Genomic DNA, 15543 nt, shown 5'->3' with positions numbered 1-15543 from the left:
CGTACTTGCGGTTGGTGGCTCCAGCCAGCCGGAGCCACCGACCGGCCACAGTTCAGCAGCGGGCGATAGGAGCGGGCCATGCCCCTTTATCTCTCAAGATTCAGTTACACCCCGGAGACGTGGTCACGGTTGACGCGGAATCCGGAAGACCGCCGGAAAGCAGCCCAGGCCTACATCGAATCCGTGGGCGGCAAGCTCCATGGTTTTTGGTACGGCTTCGGCGCCCATGACGGCTACAACCTGTGGGAGGCCCCGGATAACGTTTCCATGGCCGCGGTAGCACTGGCCATCAGCGGAGGAGGCGCGCTGAGCTCCTTCGAAACCACGGTGCTCCTCACGGTCGAGGAAACGATGGAAGCCCTCAAAGTGGCCGCGGAGATCTCCTACCGGCCGCCCGGCAACCCGGCCTGACGCCACCGGGCCCCGCGGTCCCGGAGCATCGGCGCGGGTTGCGGTGGCATGTGGTTACGACTTTGCTCCGGGGGTGAGCCATGGCTTCATTGTTTGCTGTTCGCGGCCTCAGCCCTGCGAAAGCAGGACCACATCAGTGGCGGCCTGAAGGTACGGGGCCGGATCGGAGGCGTAGGCACTGATTGCTAGGCTCCTCGGATGGGGCAAGGGCTGCGGGCAGGACATGGTAACGGTCACTGGGACGGCGGACTGCTGGGCACCGAACAGTCGGCCCTGGTCGCATCGTGGCTGGGTTCGCCGAAGCTCCGCGCTGATCTGTCCTGGGGGCTGACGGACACAAAGGTTCTCCACGTTCAGGCGCCCGCCGGGCAGTTCATCATCAAGGCCGGGGGACCGGATAACCACCACCTCGGCCGCGAGCTGGCGGCCCATCGGGCCTATACCCGCCCGCTGGTGGAGTGCGGACGGGCAGGCCGCCTGCTCCACGCCGATCCCGGCGCCAACCTGCTGGTCATGGAATACCTTGAGGGCCACCTGGTGGAGGGCGCGGAAGCCGAACTGGCCCCGCCCACGTATGCCCAGGCCGGTGAGTTGCTGAAGCTGTTCCACCGCCAGGAGTTCCGCATCGATGACCGTTATGAACTCCAGGCCACAGCGAAGTCACTTGCGTGGCTGCACCGTGCCCATCGGATTGATCCCGCCCTCGAGCGGGAAGCCAGGCGGCGCCTGGCGGAGTACCGGCCGCCGCCGGCCACGGTGGTTCCCACCCACGGCGACTGGCAGCCGAGGAACTGGCTCATCCACTCCGGCGAAGTCCGGGTCATCGACTTCGGCCGGTTTGATTTCCGCCCGGCCGCCACGGACCTGTGCCGGATGGCAGTGCAGCAATGGCGGGGACGGCCAGAGCTTGAGCAGGCGTTCCTGGACGGTTACGGTACGGATCCGAGGTCCCAGACCGTGTGGCGCATCCACCTGCTCCGGGAGGCGATCGGGACGGCCGTGTGGGCACATATCGTGGGCGACGAGGTGTTCGAACGCCAGGGCCAGCGCATGCTCCGGGAGGCCCTGCAACTCTTTTGACAGGGGTGTGCCCAGCCCGCATCGTGGGGCGGCCGGTGACGCACAAGATCTACCGGGACGCGCACCACCGGTCCCGGCTCGTGTTGCCCTTCACCAAGGGCGGCAGTCCTGCGGAGTAGGAGTGGAAAGCAACCGTGCGGGCCTCTCATATGCTGGGGGCATGGACCGTTCCACGCCCCCTCACCGTGATGGGAAGCCCCTCGACTCCCGGCCCCTCGCCGTCGCCATCCTGGATATCTCGTTCGAGGTACGGCGGAAGACCCATGAGGGGACGGGAGTCCTCCCGCTCTCCAGCGGAGTGCTCGACGTCATCCGCGTTATCGAGCGGCACCCAGGCATCACGGTGGCGGAAGTGGCGGCCCGCCTGGGCCGTCAGCTGAGCAACGTCAGTTCGCAGCTGCGGGAACTTGTGGCGCTGGGCCTGGTGACCCGCGAGCGCGACGCCTCGGATAAGAGGTACGTCGCCCTGCATCCGACGTCCGAGTCGGTGCGCATCAAGACCCTCCTTGAAGAAGCGTGGGCGGCCGCGCTGGCTACGGCCGGCGACCGGTTGGAAGAAGGGGACCGTGACCGCCTGGCCGCCGCGCTGCCAGCGCTGGAACGCCTGGCTGCGGTCCTGGCGGAGCCGGGCCGGGACTAAGGGTTTACAGGACGCTGCTTTGAACTCAGAACAACTAATACTTATACTTATGTAAGTATTACTACCTAGAGTTGGAGAACCTTGTGGCCACACAAACCGCGCAGCCCGCAGCGCCCAATCGGACCGCCCCCACCCGCGGCAAATGGTGGGCGCTGGTCTTCCTGGCCCTGGCGCAGTTCATGGTGGTCCTGGACGGCACCATCGTGAATTTGGCCCTTCCGCGCCTGCAGGCTGAGATGGGCATCAGCGACTCCACCCGCGCATGGGTGGTGACCGCCTACGCCCTGGCGCTCGGCGCATTCCTGCTCCTTGGCGGGCGCATTGCTGACTTCTGGGGCCGGAAACGCGCCTTCATGACCGCCTCCATCGGATTCGCCGTCGCCTCGCTCGCCGGCGGGCTCGCCCAAGCGCCGTGGGAGCTCATCGGAGCACGCGCCCTCCAGGGGCTGTTTGCGGCCCTGCTGGCGCCGGCAGCATTGGCGCTGCTCACCGTCTCCTTTCCGGGAGGCAAGGAGCGGGGAACGGCATTCGCCGTCTTCGGTTCCATCAGCGGGGTGGGGGCCGCCGCCGGCGTCCTGCTGGGTGGCTTCCTCACGGACTACGTTTCCTGGCGCTGGTGCTTCTTCGTCAACGTGCCCATCGCTGTGATCGCCCTGCTGGGCGTGTGGAGGAGGGTCCAGGAAAGCAAGGCCGAAGGATCAGCGAAGTACGACTGGCCTGGAGTGGTTCTGGCGGCACTGGGGCTCGGCGCCCTCGTCTTCGGGTTCACTAACGCCGAACATGGCTGGGCCTCGCCGGAAGCCTGGGGATTCATCCTGGCCGGTGCCGCGCTCATGGTGCTGTTCGTCGTCGTCGAACAGCGCGTCAAGCACCCCTTGCTGCCCCTTCGCGTTGCCACTGAACGCAACCGTGCCGCTGCCTTCCTCGCATCCTTCCTGGCCGGCGCGGTCCTGATCGGCGGCATCCTCTTCATCAACTTCTATATCCAGATCGTGCTGGGTTTCGCGCCCTTCATCGCCGGAGTGGCCTCGCTGCCCATGACGGTGGTGCTGATCGCCACAGCGGGCATTGTTGCCAAGAACTTGCCGGCGCTGGGCGCCAGGATTCCGACCGCGGTGGGTCCGCTCTTCATGGCCGCGGCGATGCTGTGGCTCACCCAGGTCAAGGCGGACGGCTCCTATTTGGTGAACATGCTGCCCGCGCTGATCCTCCTGGGCATCGGGCTGGGAATGGTGTTCGTCCCCATGCAGAACCTGGCGCTCTTCGGGGTGGACAAGGACGACGCCGGCGTCGCCAGTGCGCTGGTCAACGCCTCGCAGCAGGTTGGCGGCTCACTCGGCATCGCCTTGTTCAGCACGGTCGCGGCCGCCGGCGCTGCGGCCGCGGGCGGATCCCCGATGGAGGCACTCTCCAGCGGATACGCAACGGTCTTCTGGTGGGCCGCCGGCGTCGCCATGCTGATAACGCCTGTTGCCCTGCTCCTGATCACCATCAGCAGGAAAACCTTCAGCGGCGCAGGCACCTCCGACGCGCCGGCCGTGCACCTGTAGAACATTGAGGCGGCTGGCACTGGAGCTCACGGCCGGGCTTCGCCGGTGAGGGGGCCCGGCCCGGGTTTATGAATACGGGGAACCTGTGGGGGCCATCGGTGCGGGCGCCGCCGTGGTGGAGGCGCGCACCGTCAGGTGTGTGGGCATCACCGAGCGGGTGCGCGTGCCGCCGCCGCGGAGGGGATCCAGCTGTGCCAGCAGCATGGTCACCGCCACCCTGCCGGCCTGCTCGATGGGGGAGGACATGGTGGTCAGGGGCGGGTTGCAGAAATCGGCGCCGAAGATGTCATCGCAGCCCACGATGCTCATGTCCTGGGGGACCCTGACGCCCCGTTCGCGGAGCCGCTGCAGCATGCCGATGGCGATCAGGTCATTGAACACGATGCAGGCCGTGGCGCCGCTGTGGACTGCGGTGTCCGCTGCCGCGGCGCCGGACTGGGTCTTCGGGGCGAACGGCCCCAGCCTGACCACGTCGATGCCGCGCTCCTTGCCGGCTTCGGACAAGGCGTCCCACCGGCGGGCGTTCGACTGGGACGAGACAGGGCCGGAGATGTACGCCACCCTGGTGTGGCCCAGCGAAATCAGGTGGTCCAGGGCCTGGCCGGTGGCCGCGGGGGTGTCGATGATCACCGCAGGAACGCCGGGCACATCCCGGTTGATGGCCACCAGCGGCATGGCAGCGGAGGCCGCCAGCAGGGCCTCATCCGTCAAGCGGGAAGCACCCACGATCAGGCCGTCCGCGCTCTTGCGGAGCTGCTGGATGGCACTGGCCTCCACCTCGTCCGATTCTTCGGTATCAACCAGGAGCTGCGTGTACCCGGCGGCTTTGAGCTGGAGCTGGGTTCCGCGGATGAGGTCGAAGTAGAAGGGATTGGTGATGTCCGGGACCAGGACGCCCACGGCGCCGGTCTTTCCTGAACTCAGGGCCTTGGCCTGCGAGTTCGGCGTGTAGTTAAGCTCGACGGCGGCGGCCTGGATCCGCTCCCGGGTCCGGATATTGACCCGCTCCGGCGTGGACAAAGCCCGGGACACCGTGGACGGGGCTACGCCGCACACGGCAGCGATGTCGTGGATGGTCGCGGGGCGGCCCACGGAAACTTGCGGCAGTGCCATGGCGTTCCTCTCTGAACGGACTGGCGTGAGCGCGGTTGTGACCGGAGACACTGCGCTGAAAGCCCTAGGATGTCACGGATCGCACATTGTGGCAACCGGTTGTCAGTGAATTGCAACGCGGCTAATGTTGCAGGGGAGATGTGACACCAGCCACGCATGCCCCAGGCCAATGACGCGCCGGCATGCCAGCACCAAGGAGAAACCGTGAGCGAGACTGCAACCTGGCCCCTGTCCGGATTCGGCGACGAAATCGATCCCGATCCGCACGTGCAGGCCGCCGTGCTGCTGGCCCTGGGTGCCAGCCACATCGAGGTCCGGAGCGCGTGGGGGACGAACGTCTCCGAACTTACGGCGGAGCAGGTGCAGGAACTTAAGGGCATCCTGGACGGGCGAGGACTGAAGGTTTCGGCCGTCGCCAGCCCCATCGGCAAGGTGGACGTCAGCCTGCCCGTGGAGCACGAGGTGGAGCGCCTGCGCCAGATCATTTCCGTTGCCAAGGGCCTGGACACCCGCTACATCAGGATCTTCTCCTTCTACCGCGCTGAGGCCCAAAATGCCGGGGATATCCGCGACGACGTCCTGGTCCGCATGGCCGCACTGGCAAGGGAAGCCGAGGCGGCCGGCGTCGTGCTCCTGCACGAAAACGAAAAAGACATCTACGGCGACACCCCCGAGCGCGTCCTGGACATCATGGAAACGGTCGCCTCCCCGGCGCTCCGCGTTGCGTGGGACAACGCCAACTTCGTGCAGGTGGGCGTCAAGCCGTACACCGCGGGCTACGCCATGCTCCGGCCCTACCTCGAATATTTCCAGGTCAAGGACGCCCTGTTCAGCACCGGCGAAGTAGTCCCTTCGGGCCACGGCGACGGCGAACTGGACGCCACGGTGGCCGCCCTGAAAGCGGATGGCTTCAGCGGTTTCGCTTCCCTTGAGCCGCACCTCGCCAGCGCCCACGAACTGGGCGGCTTCTCCGGCCCGGTGGCGTTCGGCATCGCTGCCCGCGCCTTCGCCGTTCTCGCCGGCAAGCACGGGGTTTCGTTCTCGTGACGGCCCGGGCGGCCGTCATCGGGTGCGGCGACGTTTCCTCCGTCCACTTCGAGGCCATTGCCAAGCTCGACGACGCCGTGCTGGCCGGGGTTTGCGACCCCGACACCCAGCGGCTCACCGCAGCCGTGGAGGCTTTTGGCGTTCCGGGCTTCAGCGACCACCTCAGGCTGATCGAGGAGGTCCGGCCTGATGTGGTGCACATCTGCACGCCGCACAATGAGCATGCCTCCATTGCAGCGGACTGCCTGGAGCGGGGCGTGAACGTCATTGTAGAGAAGCCGCTGGCCCACACGCTGACTGAGGGCCGGCGGCTGGTGGCAGCGGCCGAAGCGAACCACGCAAAGATCGCCGTCTGCTTCCAGAACCGGTACAACGCCACGTCCCAGGCGATGCACCAGCTTCTGGCAACCGGCGACCTCGGGGCGGTGGTAGGTGCGTCCGCCACAGTCATGTGGCAGCGGAACGCGGATTATTACCGCAACCGGCCCTGGCGCGGAACCTGGGAAGGCGGCGGCGGTGGCCTCCTGATGAACCAGGCCATCCACACCCTGGACCTGCTCCAATGGCTGGCGGGGGACATCACTGCGGTCAGCGGCAATGCGTCCACCCGCTTCCTGGGCGGCGACATCGAGGTGGAGGACACTGCGGAATTCGTGGCCGAGCATGCCAACGGTGCCCGCAGCGCCTTCTATGCCACCCTGGCCAACCCGTACAACGCGCCGGTGACCCTGGATGTCGTCACCGAAAAAGCCGTCCTGAACCTCCGGGGCGACCTGACGGTGACGTATGCCGACGGTCGCGTGGAGGTTGTGCCCGAACGCAGGAGCGCCTCCGGCGGGCGTGACTACTGGGGTGTGTCCCACGAGCTGCTGATCGCCGATTTCTACGCCCGCCTCGGTGACGCGGAACCGTTCTGGATCAGCCCTGCCGAAGCGGAGAAATCGCTGCGGATCATCAAGGACATCTACCGCCAGAGCTACCCGGACGCGGCTGAAACCGTTTCCTGACAAACGGCTGCAAAACAAAAGTGCAACTTTTCTGACAACCGGTTGCCAATAATGGCAACGATGCGTACTGTGGGTTCCACAAGCAATGTGGCGCAGGCCACACGCTTTCGCCAAGAGCACCACTCCACTCATCCAAGGAGCCAACGATGAAGTTCGGTCCCAAGGCGGCAGGCGCCGCTATTTTCCTCAGCGCAGCACTCGCGCTGACCGGTTGCGGTGGCGGCGGTTCCGCCACCGGCTCCGGGAACGGCGGCGCAGCCACCACGTCGCTGACCATCGCCGAACTCGGAGACCTGCCGTCATTCGACCCGGTAGACGCCCACATCGGCCACACCATGCCGTACTACCAGGCCGTATACGACACTCTGCTGATCCGCGAAGCGGACGGCACCATCAGCCCCATGCTGGCGGCGGAGAAGTCCTGGAACGCGGATAACACGGTCCTGACGCTGAAGCTTCGCACCGATGCAAAATTCACGGACGGCACCCCCGTGGACGCCGCCGCCGTCAAGGCCAACCTTGACCACTTCCAGCAGGCCAAGGGCCGCGACGTCTACCAGGTGGCCTCCATGGCGTCGGTTGCCGTGGTTGACCCCAGCACGGTTGCCATCACGCTCAGCACCCCGGACCCGGCCTTCGAGTACTACCTCACCCAGGCCGCCGGCTTTGTCGCCAGCCCCAAGGCCATCGGCACCCCGGGCATCAAGACCGATCCCGTGGGCAGCGGCCCCTACAAGCTGGACACGGCAAGCAGCGTCAAGGGCTCGCAGTACGTCTACACCAAGAACCCGGACTACTGGAACAAGGACCTGCAGAAGTTCGAAAAGGTCACCATCAAGTCACTGCCGGACATCACCGCCCGCACCAACGCCCTGGTCTCCGGCCAGATCGACGGCGCCCTCCTGGACCCGAAGACGGGCAAGCAGGCCGAGGGCGCAGGCCTGGTTCTCACCAAGAGTGAAGTGGACTGGCACGGCATCCTGCTCTACGACCGTGACGGCAAGATCAACCCGGAAATGGCCAACGTAAAGGTCCGCCAGGCCATCAACTACGCCTTTGACCGCAAGACCATCCTGGACCAGCAGTTCCTCGGCCAGGGCACCCCCACCAGCCAGGTCTTCGGCCCGGACAGCGGTGCGTTCGTGGCGGACCTGGACAACAGGTACTCCTACGATCCCGCTAAGGCCAAGCAGCTCCTGGCGGAAGCAGGCTACCCCGAGGGCTTCACGCTGAAGATCCCCACGATGGCTGGCTTTGAGGCCCTGAACGCCGTGTACTCCCAGCAACTGTCCGATATCGGCATCAAGGTCCAGCTCGAGTCGGTCCCGCAGGCCAACTACGTGGGCGACATGGCTGCCGGCAAGTTCGCCGCTGCCACCTTCCAGCTCTACCAGGGCGAGCCGTGGGTCGCCATCAACCAGATGATCTCCACCTCGGCCCTGTACAACCCGTTCAAGTCCACCAACCCGGAGATCGCCGCGTTGGTGGAAGAGGTCCATGTTGGTGGTGAAAACAGCTCCGAACTGGCCAAGAAGGTGAACACCTACGTCACCGAGAACGCCTGGTTCGCACCGCTGTTCCGGCTGAACCAGATGTACTACACCAGCAAGAAGATCACCGTGGAACCGCAGCTGCAGCAGGCTGTCCCGTCCATCTACAACTACGCTCCGGCGAAGTAGCAAACCCGGTGTGGGGCCGGTCCGCCGGCCCCACACCACCAGAGACTCAATCACCACAACGGCCACGCCCAACGGAGCGCATTATGGTTCAGTTCATCATCCGGAAGATTGCTGCGGGACTTGTCGTCCTGTGTGCGATTTCCTTCCTGACCTACTTCCTGCTGTATTTCTCCAGCAGCAACATTGCCCGCAACATCCTGGGGGAGTATGCAAGCCAGGAGCAGGTGGCTCAGAAGGAAACGGAGCTGGGCCTGGACCAGCCGCTGCCCGCACGGTTCCTGGACTGGGCCGGACACTCCATCACCGGCGACTTCGGCCGCTCATGGTTCACCGGCGAACCCGTGGCCACCGCCATCGCCACCCGGCTCCCCATCACCCTCACCCTGGTGATCGCCGCCATCCTGCTCATCGCCGTCCTCGCCACAGTTCTCGGCATGGCCGCAGCCGTCAAGCGCGGCTGGATCGACAGGTTGGTCCAGACGGGTGCCATCGTCGGCGACGCCATTCCCGGGTTCGTCCTGGCCATCATCCTGGTCACGCTGTTCGCCATCCAGCTCAAGCTCTTCCCGGCAACCTCCAGCATCGCCCCGGACGCCGGAGCTTCCGCATGGGCCGCTTCCCTGACGCTTCCGGCCATCGCGCTGGTCATCAACGGCGTCACCGGCGGCGCCCAGCAGGTCCGCAGCGCCGTCATCAAGCAGCTCGAGCGGGACTATGTGCGCACGCTGCGCAGCCGGGGCATCCCGGAACGCGAAATCCTCTTCAAGCACGTCCTCCGCAGCGCCGCCCCCACCGGGCTGACAGTCCTCAGCCTGCAGTTCATCGGCATGCTGGGCGGCGTGGTGATCATCGAGCAGATCTTCGCCCTGCCCGGCATCGGCAACCTCGCCGTGCAGTCCACCACCATGGGCGATATCCCCCTGGTCATGGGCGTCGTCCTCTATACCGTCGTCATCGTCATAATCGTCAACCTGCTGGTGGACCTCATCAACGGCTGGCTGAACCCCAAGGTGCGTGTCTCATGAGCCAGCCTGTCGAGCTCACCGGCCAGACCGGCGTTGTTGTCCGGTCCCACGTCATCCACAAAGTCCTCCGCAACCCCATGGGCCTGATTGCGCTGGCCATCCTGGCGGTCCTCGTCACCATGGCCGTCCTGGCGGATGTCCTGGCGCCGTTCGACGAAAACTTCGCGGATATCGCCTCCACCCTCGCCGCCCCGGACGCCAACCACCTGCTGGGCACTGACAGCGTGGGCCGCGACGTCTGGAGCCGCCTCGTCTTCGGCGCCCGCACCACGCTGCTCTCGGCACTGCTCTGCGCCGCCGTCGCCATCGGCATCGGCCTCCCCGCCGGCCTGGTGGCCGGCTACTACGGCGGAAAATTCGACGGCATCGCCGGCTGGTTCGTCAACATCCTGATGAGCCTGCCCGGAATCATCGTCCTGCTGACCGTGCGGGCCGCCTTCGGTCCCTCCGTCTGGATCTCGATGATCGCCTTTGGCATCCTCCTCAGCCCCGGCTACTTCCGGCTCACCCGGACCTCCGTCCAATCGGTGCGCAACGAACTGTACGTCGACGCCGCCCGCGTTGCCGGCCTCAGCGACCGCAGCATCATCAGCCGCCACATCTTCTCCGTGGTCCGCGCCCCCATCATCATCCAGACCGCCATGGTCTGCGGCGTGGCCATCAGCGTCCAGTCCGGCCTCGAATTCCTGGGCCTCGGCGACCCCACCGTTGCCACCTGGGGTGTCATGCTCAGCGAGGGCTTCAAGAACGTCTACCTGACCCCCACGCTCCTGCTCTGGCCGGCGGTGGCCATCGGCCTCGCCGTCGGCGCCCTCGTCCTGCTGGGCAACGCGGTGCGCGACGCACTGGAGGACGGCGAGAAGGTCAAGCAGCGGAAGCGCAAGGCCGCGGCGTCGGCTTCTGCCACGGAACGCACGACGCCGGCACCCGCCAAGGTGCGCCAGGCACGCGGCGCCGTGGCCGCCGTCGAAAGCGGCACCGAACACCACCTGGTCAAGGTCACCAACCTCGGCGTGGGCTACCCGCAGGCGGACGGTTCCATCAAGAAGGTGGTGGACGACGTCTCCTTCCATGTGGACCGCGGCGAAATCCTCGGCATCGTGGGCGAATCCGGCTCCGGCAAGTCCCAGACCGCCTTTTCCATCCTGGGGCTGCTGCCCGGCACCGCCCGGATAGTGGCCGGCTCCATCCAGTTCGACGGTAACTACACAGTTGCCCCTGGGGACGAAAAAGTCAGCCAGGAGCGGCTCACCAAACTGCGCGGCAAACGGATTTCCTACATTCCGCAGGAGCCCATGTCCAACCTGGATCCCGCCTTCACCATCGGCTACCAGCTGGTAACGCCCATGGTTCGCGTCCTCGGCATTTCCAAGGCCGAGGCCACCAAACGCGCCATGAAGCTGCTCTCCGACGTCGGCATCGCCAACCCGGAGCGCACCTTCCAGGCCTACCCGCACGAAGTCTCCGGCGGCATGGCCCAGCGCGTCCTGATCGCCGGGGCCATCAGCTGCGAACCGGACCTGATCATCGCCGACGAACCCACCACCGCCCTCGACGTCACCGTCCAGGCGGACGTCCTGGACCTCATCCGGGACCTGCAGCGCCGCCTCAACGTGGGCGTCATCCTGGTGACGCACAACTTCGGCGTCGTCTCGGACCTCTGCGACCGCGTGGTGGTCATGCAGAACGGCCGCCTCGTGGAGGAAGGTCCCGTCCGGACCATCCTGCGTGAACCGAAAGACCCGTACACGCAGATGCTGCTCTCCTCCATGCTCGAAGGCAAGGAACCCATGACCATGCTCGTCTCCGCATCCGCCAAGGAGGCCGTCAAATGACCAGCACCGATGCCGAATTCAAGGATTTGCTGCGGGTGGAAGACCTCGCTGTGGAGTACCCCGGCAAAGGGTTCCGCGCCAAGTCGTTCCGTGCCCTGTCGGACATCAACATCAGCATCGGCCAGGGTGAAACCCTTGGCCTGGTGGGGGAGTCCGGCTCGGGCAAGACCACGCTGGGCCGCGCAGTCCTCGGCCTGGCGCCCGTCACCGGCGGGAAGGTCATCTTCGAGGGCAACGACATCAGCCAAGCCACCCGCAAGGAGCGGCGGAAGCTCAGCCGGGACCTGCAGGTGGTCTTCCAGGACCCCTACACGTCCCTGAACCCCGCCCTGGAGATCGGCGACATCCTGGCCGAACCGCTCAGCGTGCAGGGCAAGCCACCGGCGGAGGCAAAGAAGCGGGTCCGCGAACTCCTGGACCAGGTGGGGCTCCCCGCCGACGCCATCAGCCGCCTGCCCCGCGAGTTCAGCGGCGGCCAGCGCCAGCGCGTGGCCATCGCCCGCGCACTCGCCCTCTCACCCAAGCTGATCGTCTGCGATGAACCGGTCAGTGCCCTGGACCTGTCCACCCAGGCGGTGGTGCTGGACCTGTTCCTGCAAATCCAGCGTGATACCGGCGTCTCCTACCTTTTCGTGTCGCACGACCTGGACGTGGTCCGGCACATCAGCCACCGCGTAGCCGTGATGTACCGCGGCGGGATCGTGGAGCAAGGCCCCGCCGACGTCGTCACCCGGGCCCCGGAGCACCCCTACACCCAGCGGCTGCTGCTCGCGTCCCCGGTCCCGGACCCGGACCGCCAGGAACAGCGCCGCGCCGACAGGCACCGCCTGCTCGAACAGCAGCGGCAGCAGAACGAACAGGCGGCCGTCCTCGCCTGAGCGGGGATTCGGTTGCAGGCTTACCCAGAGGAACAACGGAGGAATGACGTGGCCAAAATAGGCGTACAAGCCATGATGCTCAAGGACAGCTTCGCGGACATCGGGGCGTTCGAGACGCTGCGCAAGGTCAGTGCGATCGGCTACAACGCGGTGGAGATCTCGCAGATCCCCATGACACCGGAGAACGTGGCAGAACTGGACCGGTCCCGCAGCGAACTCGGCATGGACATCGCAGCACTGTCCGTCAATGTTGAAGGCCGGAAGGGCATGCCGGTGGAGTCGCTGGCGGAGAATTTCGACAAGATCGTGGACGACGCCAAACGGCTGGACACCTCACTGCTGCGGATCGGCATGCTGCCCTTTCCCGCCATGAAGTCACTGGACGCCGTGGTGGACTTTGCCAAGCAAGCCAATGGGTATGCGGAACGGCTCCAGGAACACGGCATCAGCCTGTACTACCACAACCACCACATCGAGTTCGCGAAGTTTGACGGCAAGTACATGCTGGACATCATCGCGGACAACTCCCCGGCCATGGGCATGGAAATCGACGTCCACTGGGTCCAGCGCGGCGGCCTCGACCCGGTCCGCACGCTGGAAAAGTACGCCGGACGCACAGCCATGGTGCACTTGAAGGACTACCGGATCGGACAGATGCCGGAATCATCGTTCGGGCTGCTGGAGAAGGGTGATTTCCCCGGCTTCATGGCGGAATTCAAGAACGTGGTCCAGTTCGCCGAGGTGGGCGAGGGCAACCTGGACTTCCCCTCCATCGTTCCCGCCGCCGTCGAAGCCGGTGCCCAGTACCTGCTGGTGGAACAGGACGAGCTGTACGGCCGCACCGTGTGGGACGCCCTCCAGACCTCCTACGACAACCTGGCCGCCATGGGCCACGCGGACCTCTTCTAATTTTCGATCGAACAAACGGAGTACAACCACATGAGCAAGAAAGTACGCCTCGGCATCATCGGCCTGGGCCAGCAGGGCGGCGCCTACGCCAAGTTCATCACCGACGGACTGGTGCCGAACATGGAAATCGCGGCCATCTGCGACACGGACCCCGCCAAAAAGGAACTCGCCGCGTCAACCTACCCGGGCGTCCCCTTCCACGATGACTACATCGCCATGCTCGACAGCGGTGACGTGGACGCCGTCGTCACCTGCGTCCCGCACTACCTCCACCCCGAAATGGGCATCGCAGCGCTGCAGCGCAACATCCACGCCCTGGTGGAAAAGCCCGCCGGCGTTTACACCAAGCAGGTCAAGGAACTGAACGAATTCGCGGCGTCCAAGCCGGAACTCTCCTTCGCCATCATGTTCAACCAGCGCAACAACCCGCTGTACCGCAAGATCAAGGAGATCGTGGACAACGGGGAGATCGGTGCCATCCGCCGGACCAACTGGATCATCACCACCTGGTGGCGTCCGCAGGGGTACTACAACTCCAGCGCCTGGCGGGCCACCTGGGGCGGCGAGGGCGGCGGCGTCCTGGTCAACCAGGCTCCCCACCAGCTGGACCTGTGGCAGTGGATCTGCGGTGTCCCCAAGTCCGTTTACGCCAAGGTGGCCTACGGCTTCCGCCGGGACATCGCCGTCGAGGACGAGGTCACCGCGGTGGTTGACTACGGCGACGGCGCCACCGGCGTGTTCGTCACCGCCACGCACGACCTCACCGGCACCGACCGCTTCGAGATCCTGGGCGACCAGGGCAAGATCGTGGTCGAAGGCTCCAAGACTGCCACTGTCACGCGCCTGGACAAGCCCGAGCGTGAACTCAGCGACGGCATGGGCATGGATGATGTCCGCAAGCTCTTCATGGGCCAGCTGAAGCCCGAGGAGTATTACACCACCGAGGTCATCGAGTTCGAATCCGTCTGGGGCGGCCAGCACGCCGGCGTCCTGGAAAACTTCGCCGCCAACATCCTGGACGGCACGCCGCTGCTGGCCCCTGGTTCGGACGGCATCAACGGTGTCCGCCTTGCCAACGCCATCCACCTCTCCAGCTGGACCGGCACCGAAGTGGGCCTGGACTTCGACGAGGACGTGTTCCTTGCCGAGCTGAACAAGCGGATCGCCGCCGAAGGCCAGTTCCCCGAGCGGAGCTGACCGGCCGGGATGGCCAGTGGTTGCACCCTGCAACAGCAGGGCAACCGCTGGCCATTTCCGAGCCTTCCCTCGTTAGGATGGGGCAGTGAGCGAATCCAGGACGCAGGACCTTTCCGATTCATCCGCCGAAGACCGGAAACCGGTCCGCAGCGGGAAATCGAGCGCCACCATCTACGACATTGCCAAGCTGGCGGGCGTGAACCCCTCCACGGTTTCCCGTGCCCTCAGCAAGCCTGGCCGGGTCAGCGCCAAGACCCAGAAGCTGATCGAGGACGCCGCAGCCCAGCTCGAGTACCGGGTCAACCCCTTCGCCCGCGCCCTGCCCACCGGCCGCACCAACACCCTGGCCCTCATCGTCGCCGACATCACCAACCCCACGTTCTTCGGCATCATCCGCGGCGCTGAATCCACGGCCACTGCCCGCGACTACACCCTGATGCTCGCCGAGTCGGCCGAATCCGCGGACACCGAACTGACGGCGGCGCGCCGCATGCTGACCACGGTGGACGGTCTCATCCTGGCCAGCCCCCGCATGGACGATGCCCGCATCCGCGAACTGGCCCGGGAGAAGCCCGTGGTGGTGATCAACCGCCAGGTGGACGGCGTCCCCTCGGTGGTTCCGGATGTGAACAAGGGCATTGGCGAGGCCGTGCGGAACCTTGCCGCCAACGGCCACCGGAAGGTTGCCTACGTGGCCGGGCCGCCGCAGTCCTGGATGACCACCCGCCGCTGGGAAGGCGTTAAGGCTGCGTGCGAGTGGTCCCACCTGGAGTGCGTCCAGCTTCCTTCCTCCAAGCCAACGGTCGACGGCGGCAGGCAGGTTGCGCGCGACGTCGTCGCCAGCGGTGCCACGGCAGTGATGACGTACAACGACCTCCTGGCCATTGGCCTGATGCAGGAGCTGCAGGCCGCGGGCGTGCAGGTTCCGGACCGGATCAGCATTGTGGGCTTTGACGATATTTTCGGTGCGGACTTCACCACTCCGGCGCTGACCACCATCAGGTCGCCGATGACGGCCTGCGGCACCGAGGCGGCAACCTTGCTGCTGGAGGTGCTGCACGGCGCGGAGGAAGTGTCCCCGGCGCTGCAGGTGGAAACCGAGCTGGTGCTGCGTGGTTCCAGCGGCAGGCTCCTGGCATCGGGCCACCCCGCCTGAGATCCTGCGCCACCTA

At 65.9% G+C, this 15543-nt stretch carries 14 protein-coding genes; 13 read left to right on the top strand and 1 reads right to left on the bottom strand.

The annotated features are described in order from the left end of the window. Positions 1-78 precede the first annotated feature (78 nt). The 4 genes from QE394_RS05980 to QE394_RS05965 all read left to right on the top strand — a co-directional run bounded on the left by QE394_RS05980 (position 79) and on the right by QE394_RS05965 (position 3681). Entirely contained in the window at positions 79-411 is a 333-nt protein-coding gene (locus QE394_RS05980) for a GYD domain-containing protein (protein ID WP_349034046.1), read from the top strand. Between the two features lie 198 nt (positions 412-609). Then, complete coding sequence (locus QE394_RS05975; protein WP_349034045.1) at positions 610-1491, top strand: aminoglycoside phosphotransferase family protein; 882 nt, start codon at positions 610-612, stop codon at positions 1489-1491. Positions 1492-1651: 160 nt separating this feature from the next. Continuing rightward, complete coding sequence (locus QE394_RS05970) at positions 1652-2131, top strand: MarR family transcriptional regulator (protein WP_268159310.1); 480 nt, start codon at positions 1652-1654, stop codon at positions 2129-2131. A gap of 83 nt (positions 2132-2214) precedes the next feature. Then, on the top strand, positions 2215-3681 hold the full coding sequence (locus QE394_RS05965; protein WP_349034044.1) for an MFS transporter: 1467 nt from the start codon (positions 2215-2217) through the stop codon (positions 3679-3681). Between the two features lie 66 nt (positions 3682-3747). On the opposite strand, the gene QE394_RS05960 is transcribed toward QE394_RS05965, so the two are convergent. Continuing rightward, positions 3748-4794, bottom strand: a complete 1047-nt coding sequence (locus QE394_RS05960) for a LacI family DNA-binding transcriptional regulator (protein ID WP_349034043.1) — start codon at positions 4792-4794, stop codon at positions 3748-3750. A 204-nt stretch (positions 4795-4998) separates the two neighbouring features. Between QE394_RS05960 and QE394_RS05955 the strand changes: the two genes are divergently transcribed. The 9 genes from QE394_RS05955 (at position 4999) to QE394_RS05915 (ending at position 15527) form a co-directional block, all read left to right on the top strand. Next, entirely contained in the window at positions 4999-5841 is an 843-nt protein-coding gene (locus QE394_RS05955; protein ID WP_349034042.1) for a TIM barrel protein, read from the top strand. After that, positions 5838-6848 carry a Gfo/Idh/MocA family oxidoreductase gene (locus tag QE394_RS05950; protein WP_056076664.1) on the top strand — a complete coding sequence of 337 codons (1011 nt, stop codon included), beginning with the start codon at positions 5838-5840 and terminating at the stop codon, positions 6846-6848. Before QE394_RS05955 ends, QE394_RS05950 begins: the two co-directional genes overlap by 4 nt. A gap of 146 nt (positions 6849-6994) precedes the next feature. Next, positions 6995-8527, top strand: a complete 1533-nt coding sequence (locus tag QE394_RS05945) for an ABC transporter substrate-binding protein (RefSeq protein ID WP_349034041.1) — start codon at positions 6995-6997, stop codon at positions 8525-8527. An 83-nt stretch (positions 8528-8610) separates the two neighbouring features. Then, on the top strand, positions 8611-9552 hold the full coding sequence (locus QE394_RS05940) for an ABC transporter permease (protein ID WP_349034040.1): 942 nt from the start codon (positions 8611-8613) through the stop codon (positions 9550-9552). Then, complete coding sequence (locus tag QE394_RS05935; RefSeq protein WP_349034039.1) at positions 9549-11387, top strand: dipeptide/oligopeptide/nickel ABC transporter permease/ATP-binding protein; 1839 nt, start codon at positions 9549-9551, stop codon at positions 11385-11387. Before QE394_RS05940 ends, QE394_RS05935 begins: the two co-directional genes overlap by 4 nt. Next, entirely contained in the window at positions 11384-12265 is an 882-nt protein-coding gene (locus QE394_RS05930; protein WP_056076656.1) for an ATP-binding cassette domain-containing protein, read from the top strand. The genes QE394_RS05935 and QE394_RS05930 overlap by 4 nt, the downstream gene beginning before the upstream one ends. 48 nt (positions 12266-12313) lie before the next feature. Further along, the gene (locus QE394_RS05925; protein ID WP_261620882.1) at positions 12314-13174 is read left to right on the top strand and encodes a sugar phosphate isomerase/epimerase; all 861 of its coding nucleotides are present in this window, start codon (positions 12314-12316) and stop codon (positions 13172-13174) included. Positions 13175-13204: 30 nt separating this feature from the next. Beyond that, entirely contained in the window at positions 13205-14371 is a 1167-nt protein-coding gene (locus tag QE394_RS05920; RefSeq protein ID WP_261620881.1) for a Gfo/Idh/MocA family oxidoreductase, read from the top strand. 85 nt (positions 14372-14456) lie between these two features. Further along, a complete protein-coding gene (locus tag QE394_RS05915) occupies positions 14457-15527 on the top strand; it encodes a LacI family DNA-binding transcriptional regulator (protein WP_349034038.1) in 1071 nt (356 codons plus the stop codon). Positions 15528-15543: the final 16 nt, after the last annotated feature.

Source organism: Pseudarthrobacter sp. SORGH_AS 212, assembly GCF_030818145.1.
GTDB lineage: Bacteria > Actinomycetota > Actinomycetes > Actinomycetales > Micrococcaceae > Arthrobacter.
This window is presented reverse-complemented; position numbering and strand designations above follow the sequence as displayed.

Bases quoted from the DNA above. Each gene is read 5' to 3' on its own strand.
- QE394_RS05980 (WP_349034046.1), top strand. From the start codon at position 79: ATGCCCCTTTATCTCTCAAGATTCAGTTACACCCCGGAGACGTGGTCA.
- QE394_RS05975 (WP_349034045.1), top strand. From the start codon at position 610: ATGGGGCAAGGGCTGCGGGCAGGACATGGTAACGGTCACTGGGACGGC.
- QE394_RS05970 (WP_268159310.1), top strand. From the start codon at position 1,652: ATGGACCGTTCCACGCCCCCTCACCGTGATGGGAAGCCCCTCGACTCC.
- QE394_RS05960 (WP_349034043.1), bottom strand. From the start codon at position 4,794: ATGGCACTGCCGCAAGTTTCCGTGGGCCGCCCCGCGACCATCCACGAC.
- QE394_RS05945 (WP_349034041.1), top strand. From the start codon at position 6,995: ATGAAGTTCGGTCCCAAGGCGGCAGGCGCCGCTATTTTCCTCAGCGCA.
- QE394_RS05940 (WP_349034040.1), top strand. From the start codon at position 8,611: ATGGTTCAGTTCATCATCCGGAAGATTGCTGCGGGACTTGTCGTCCTG.
- QE394_RS05935 (WP_349034039.1), top strand. From the start codon at position 9,549: ATGAGCCAGCCTGTCGAGCTCACCGGCCAGACCGGCGTTGTTGTCCGG.
- QE394_RS05930 (WP_056076656.1), top strand. From the start codon at position 11,384: ATGACCAGCACCGATGCCGAATTCAAGGATTTGCTGCGGGTGGAAGAC.
- QE394_RS05920 (WP_261620881.1), top strand. From the start codon at position 13,205: ATGAGCAAGAAAGTACGCCTCGGCATCATCGGCCTGGGCCAGCAGGGC.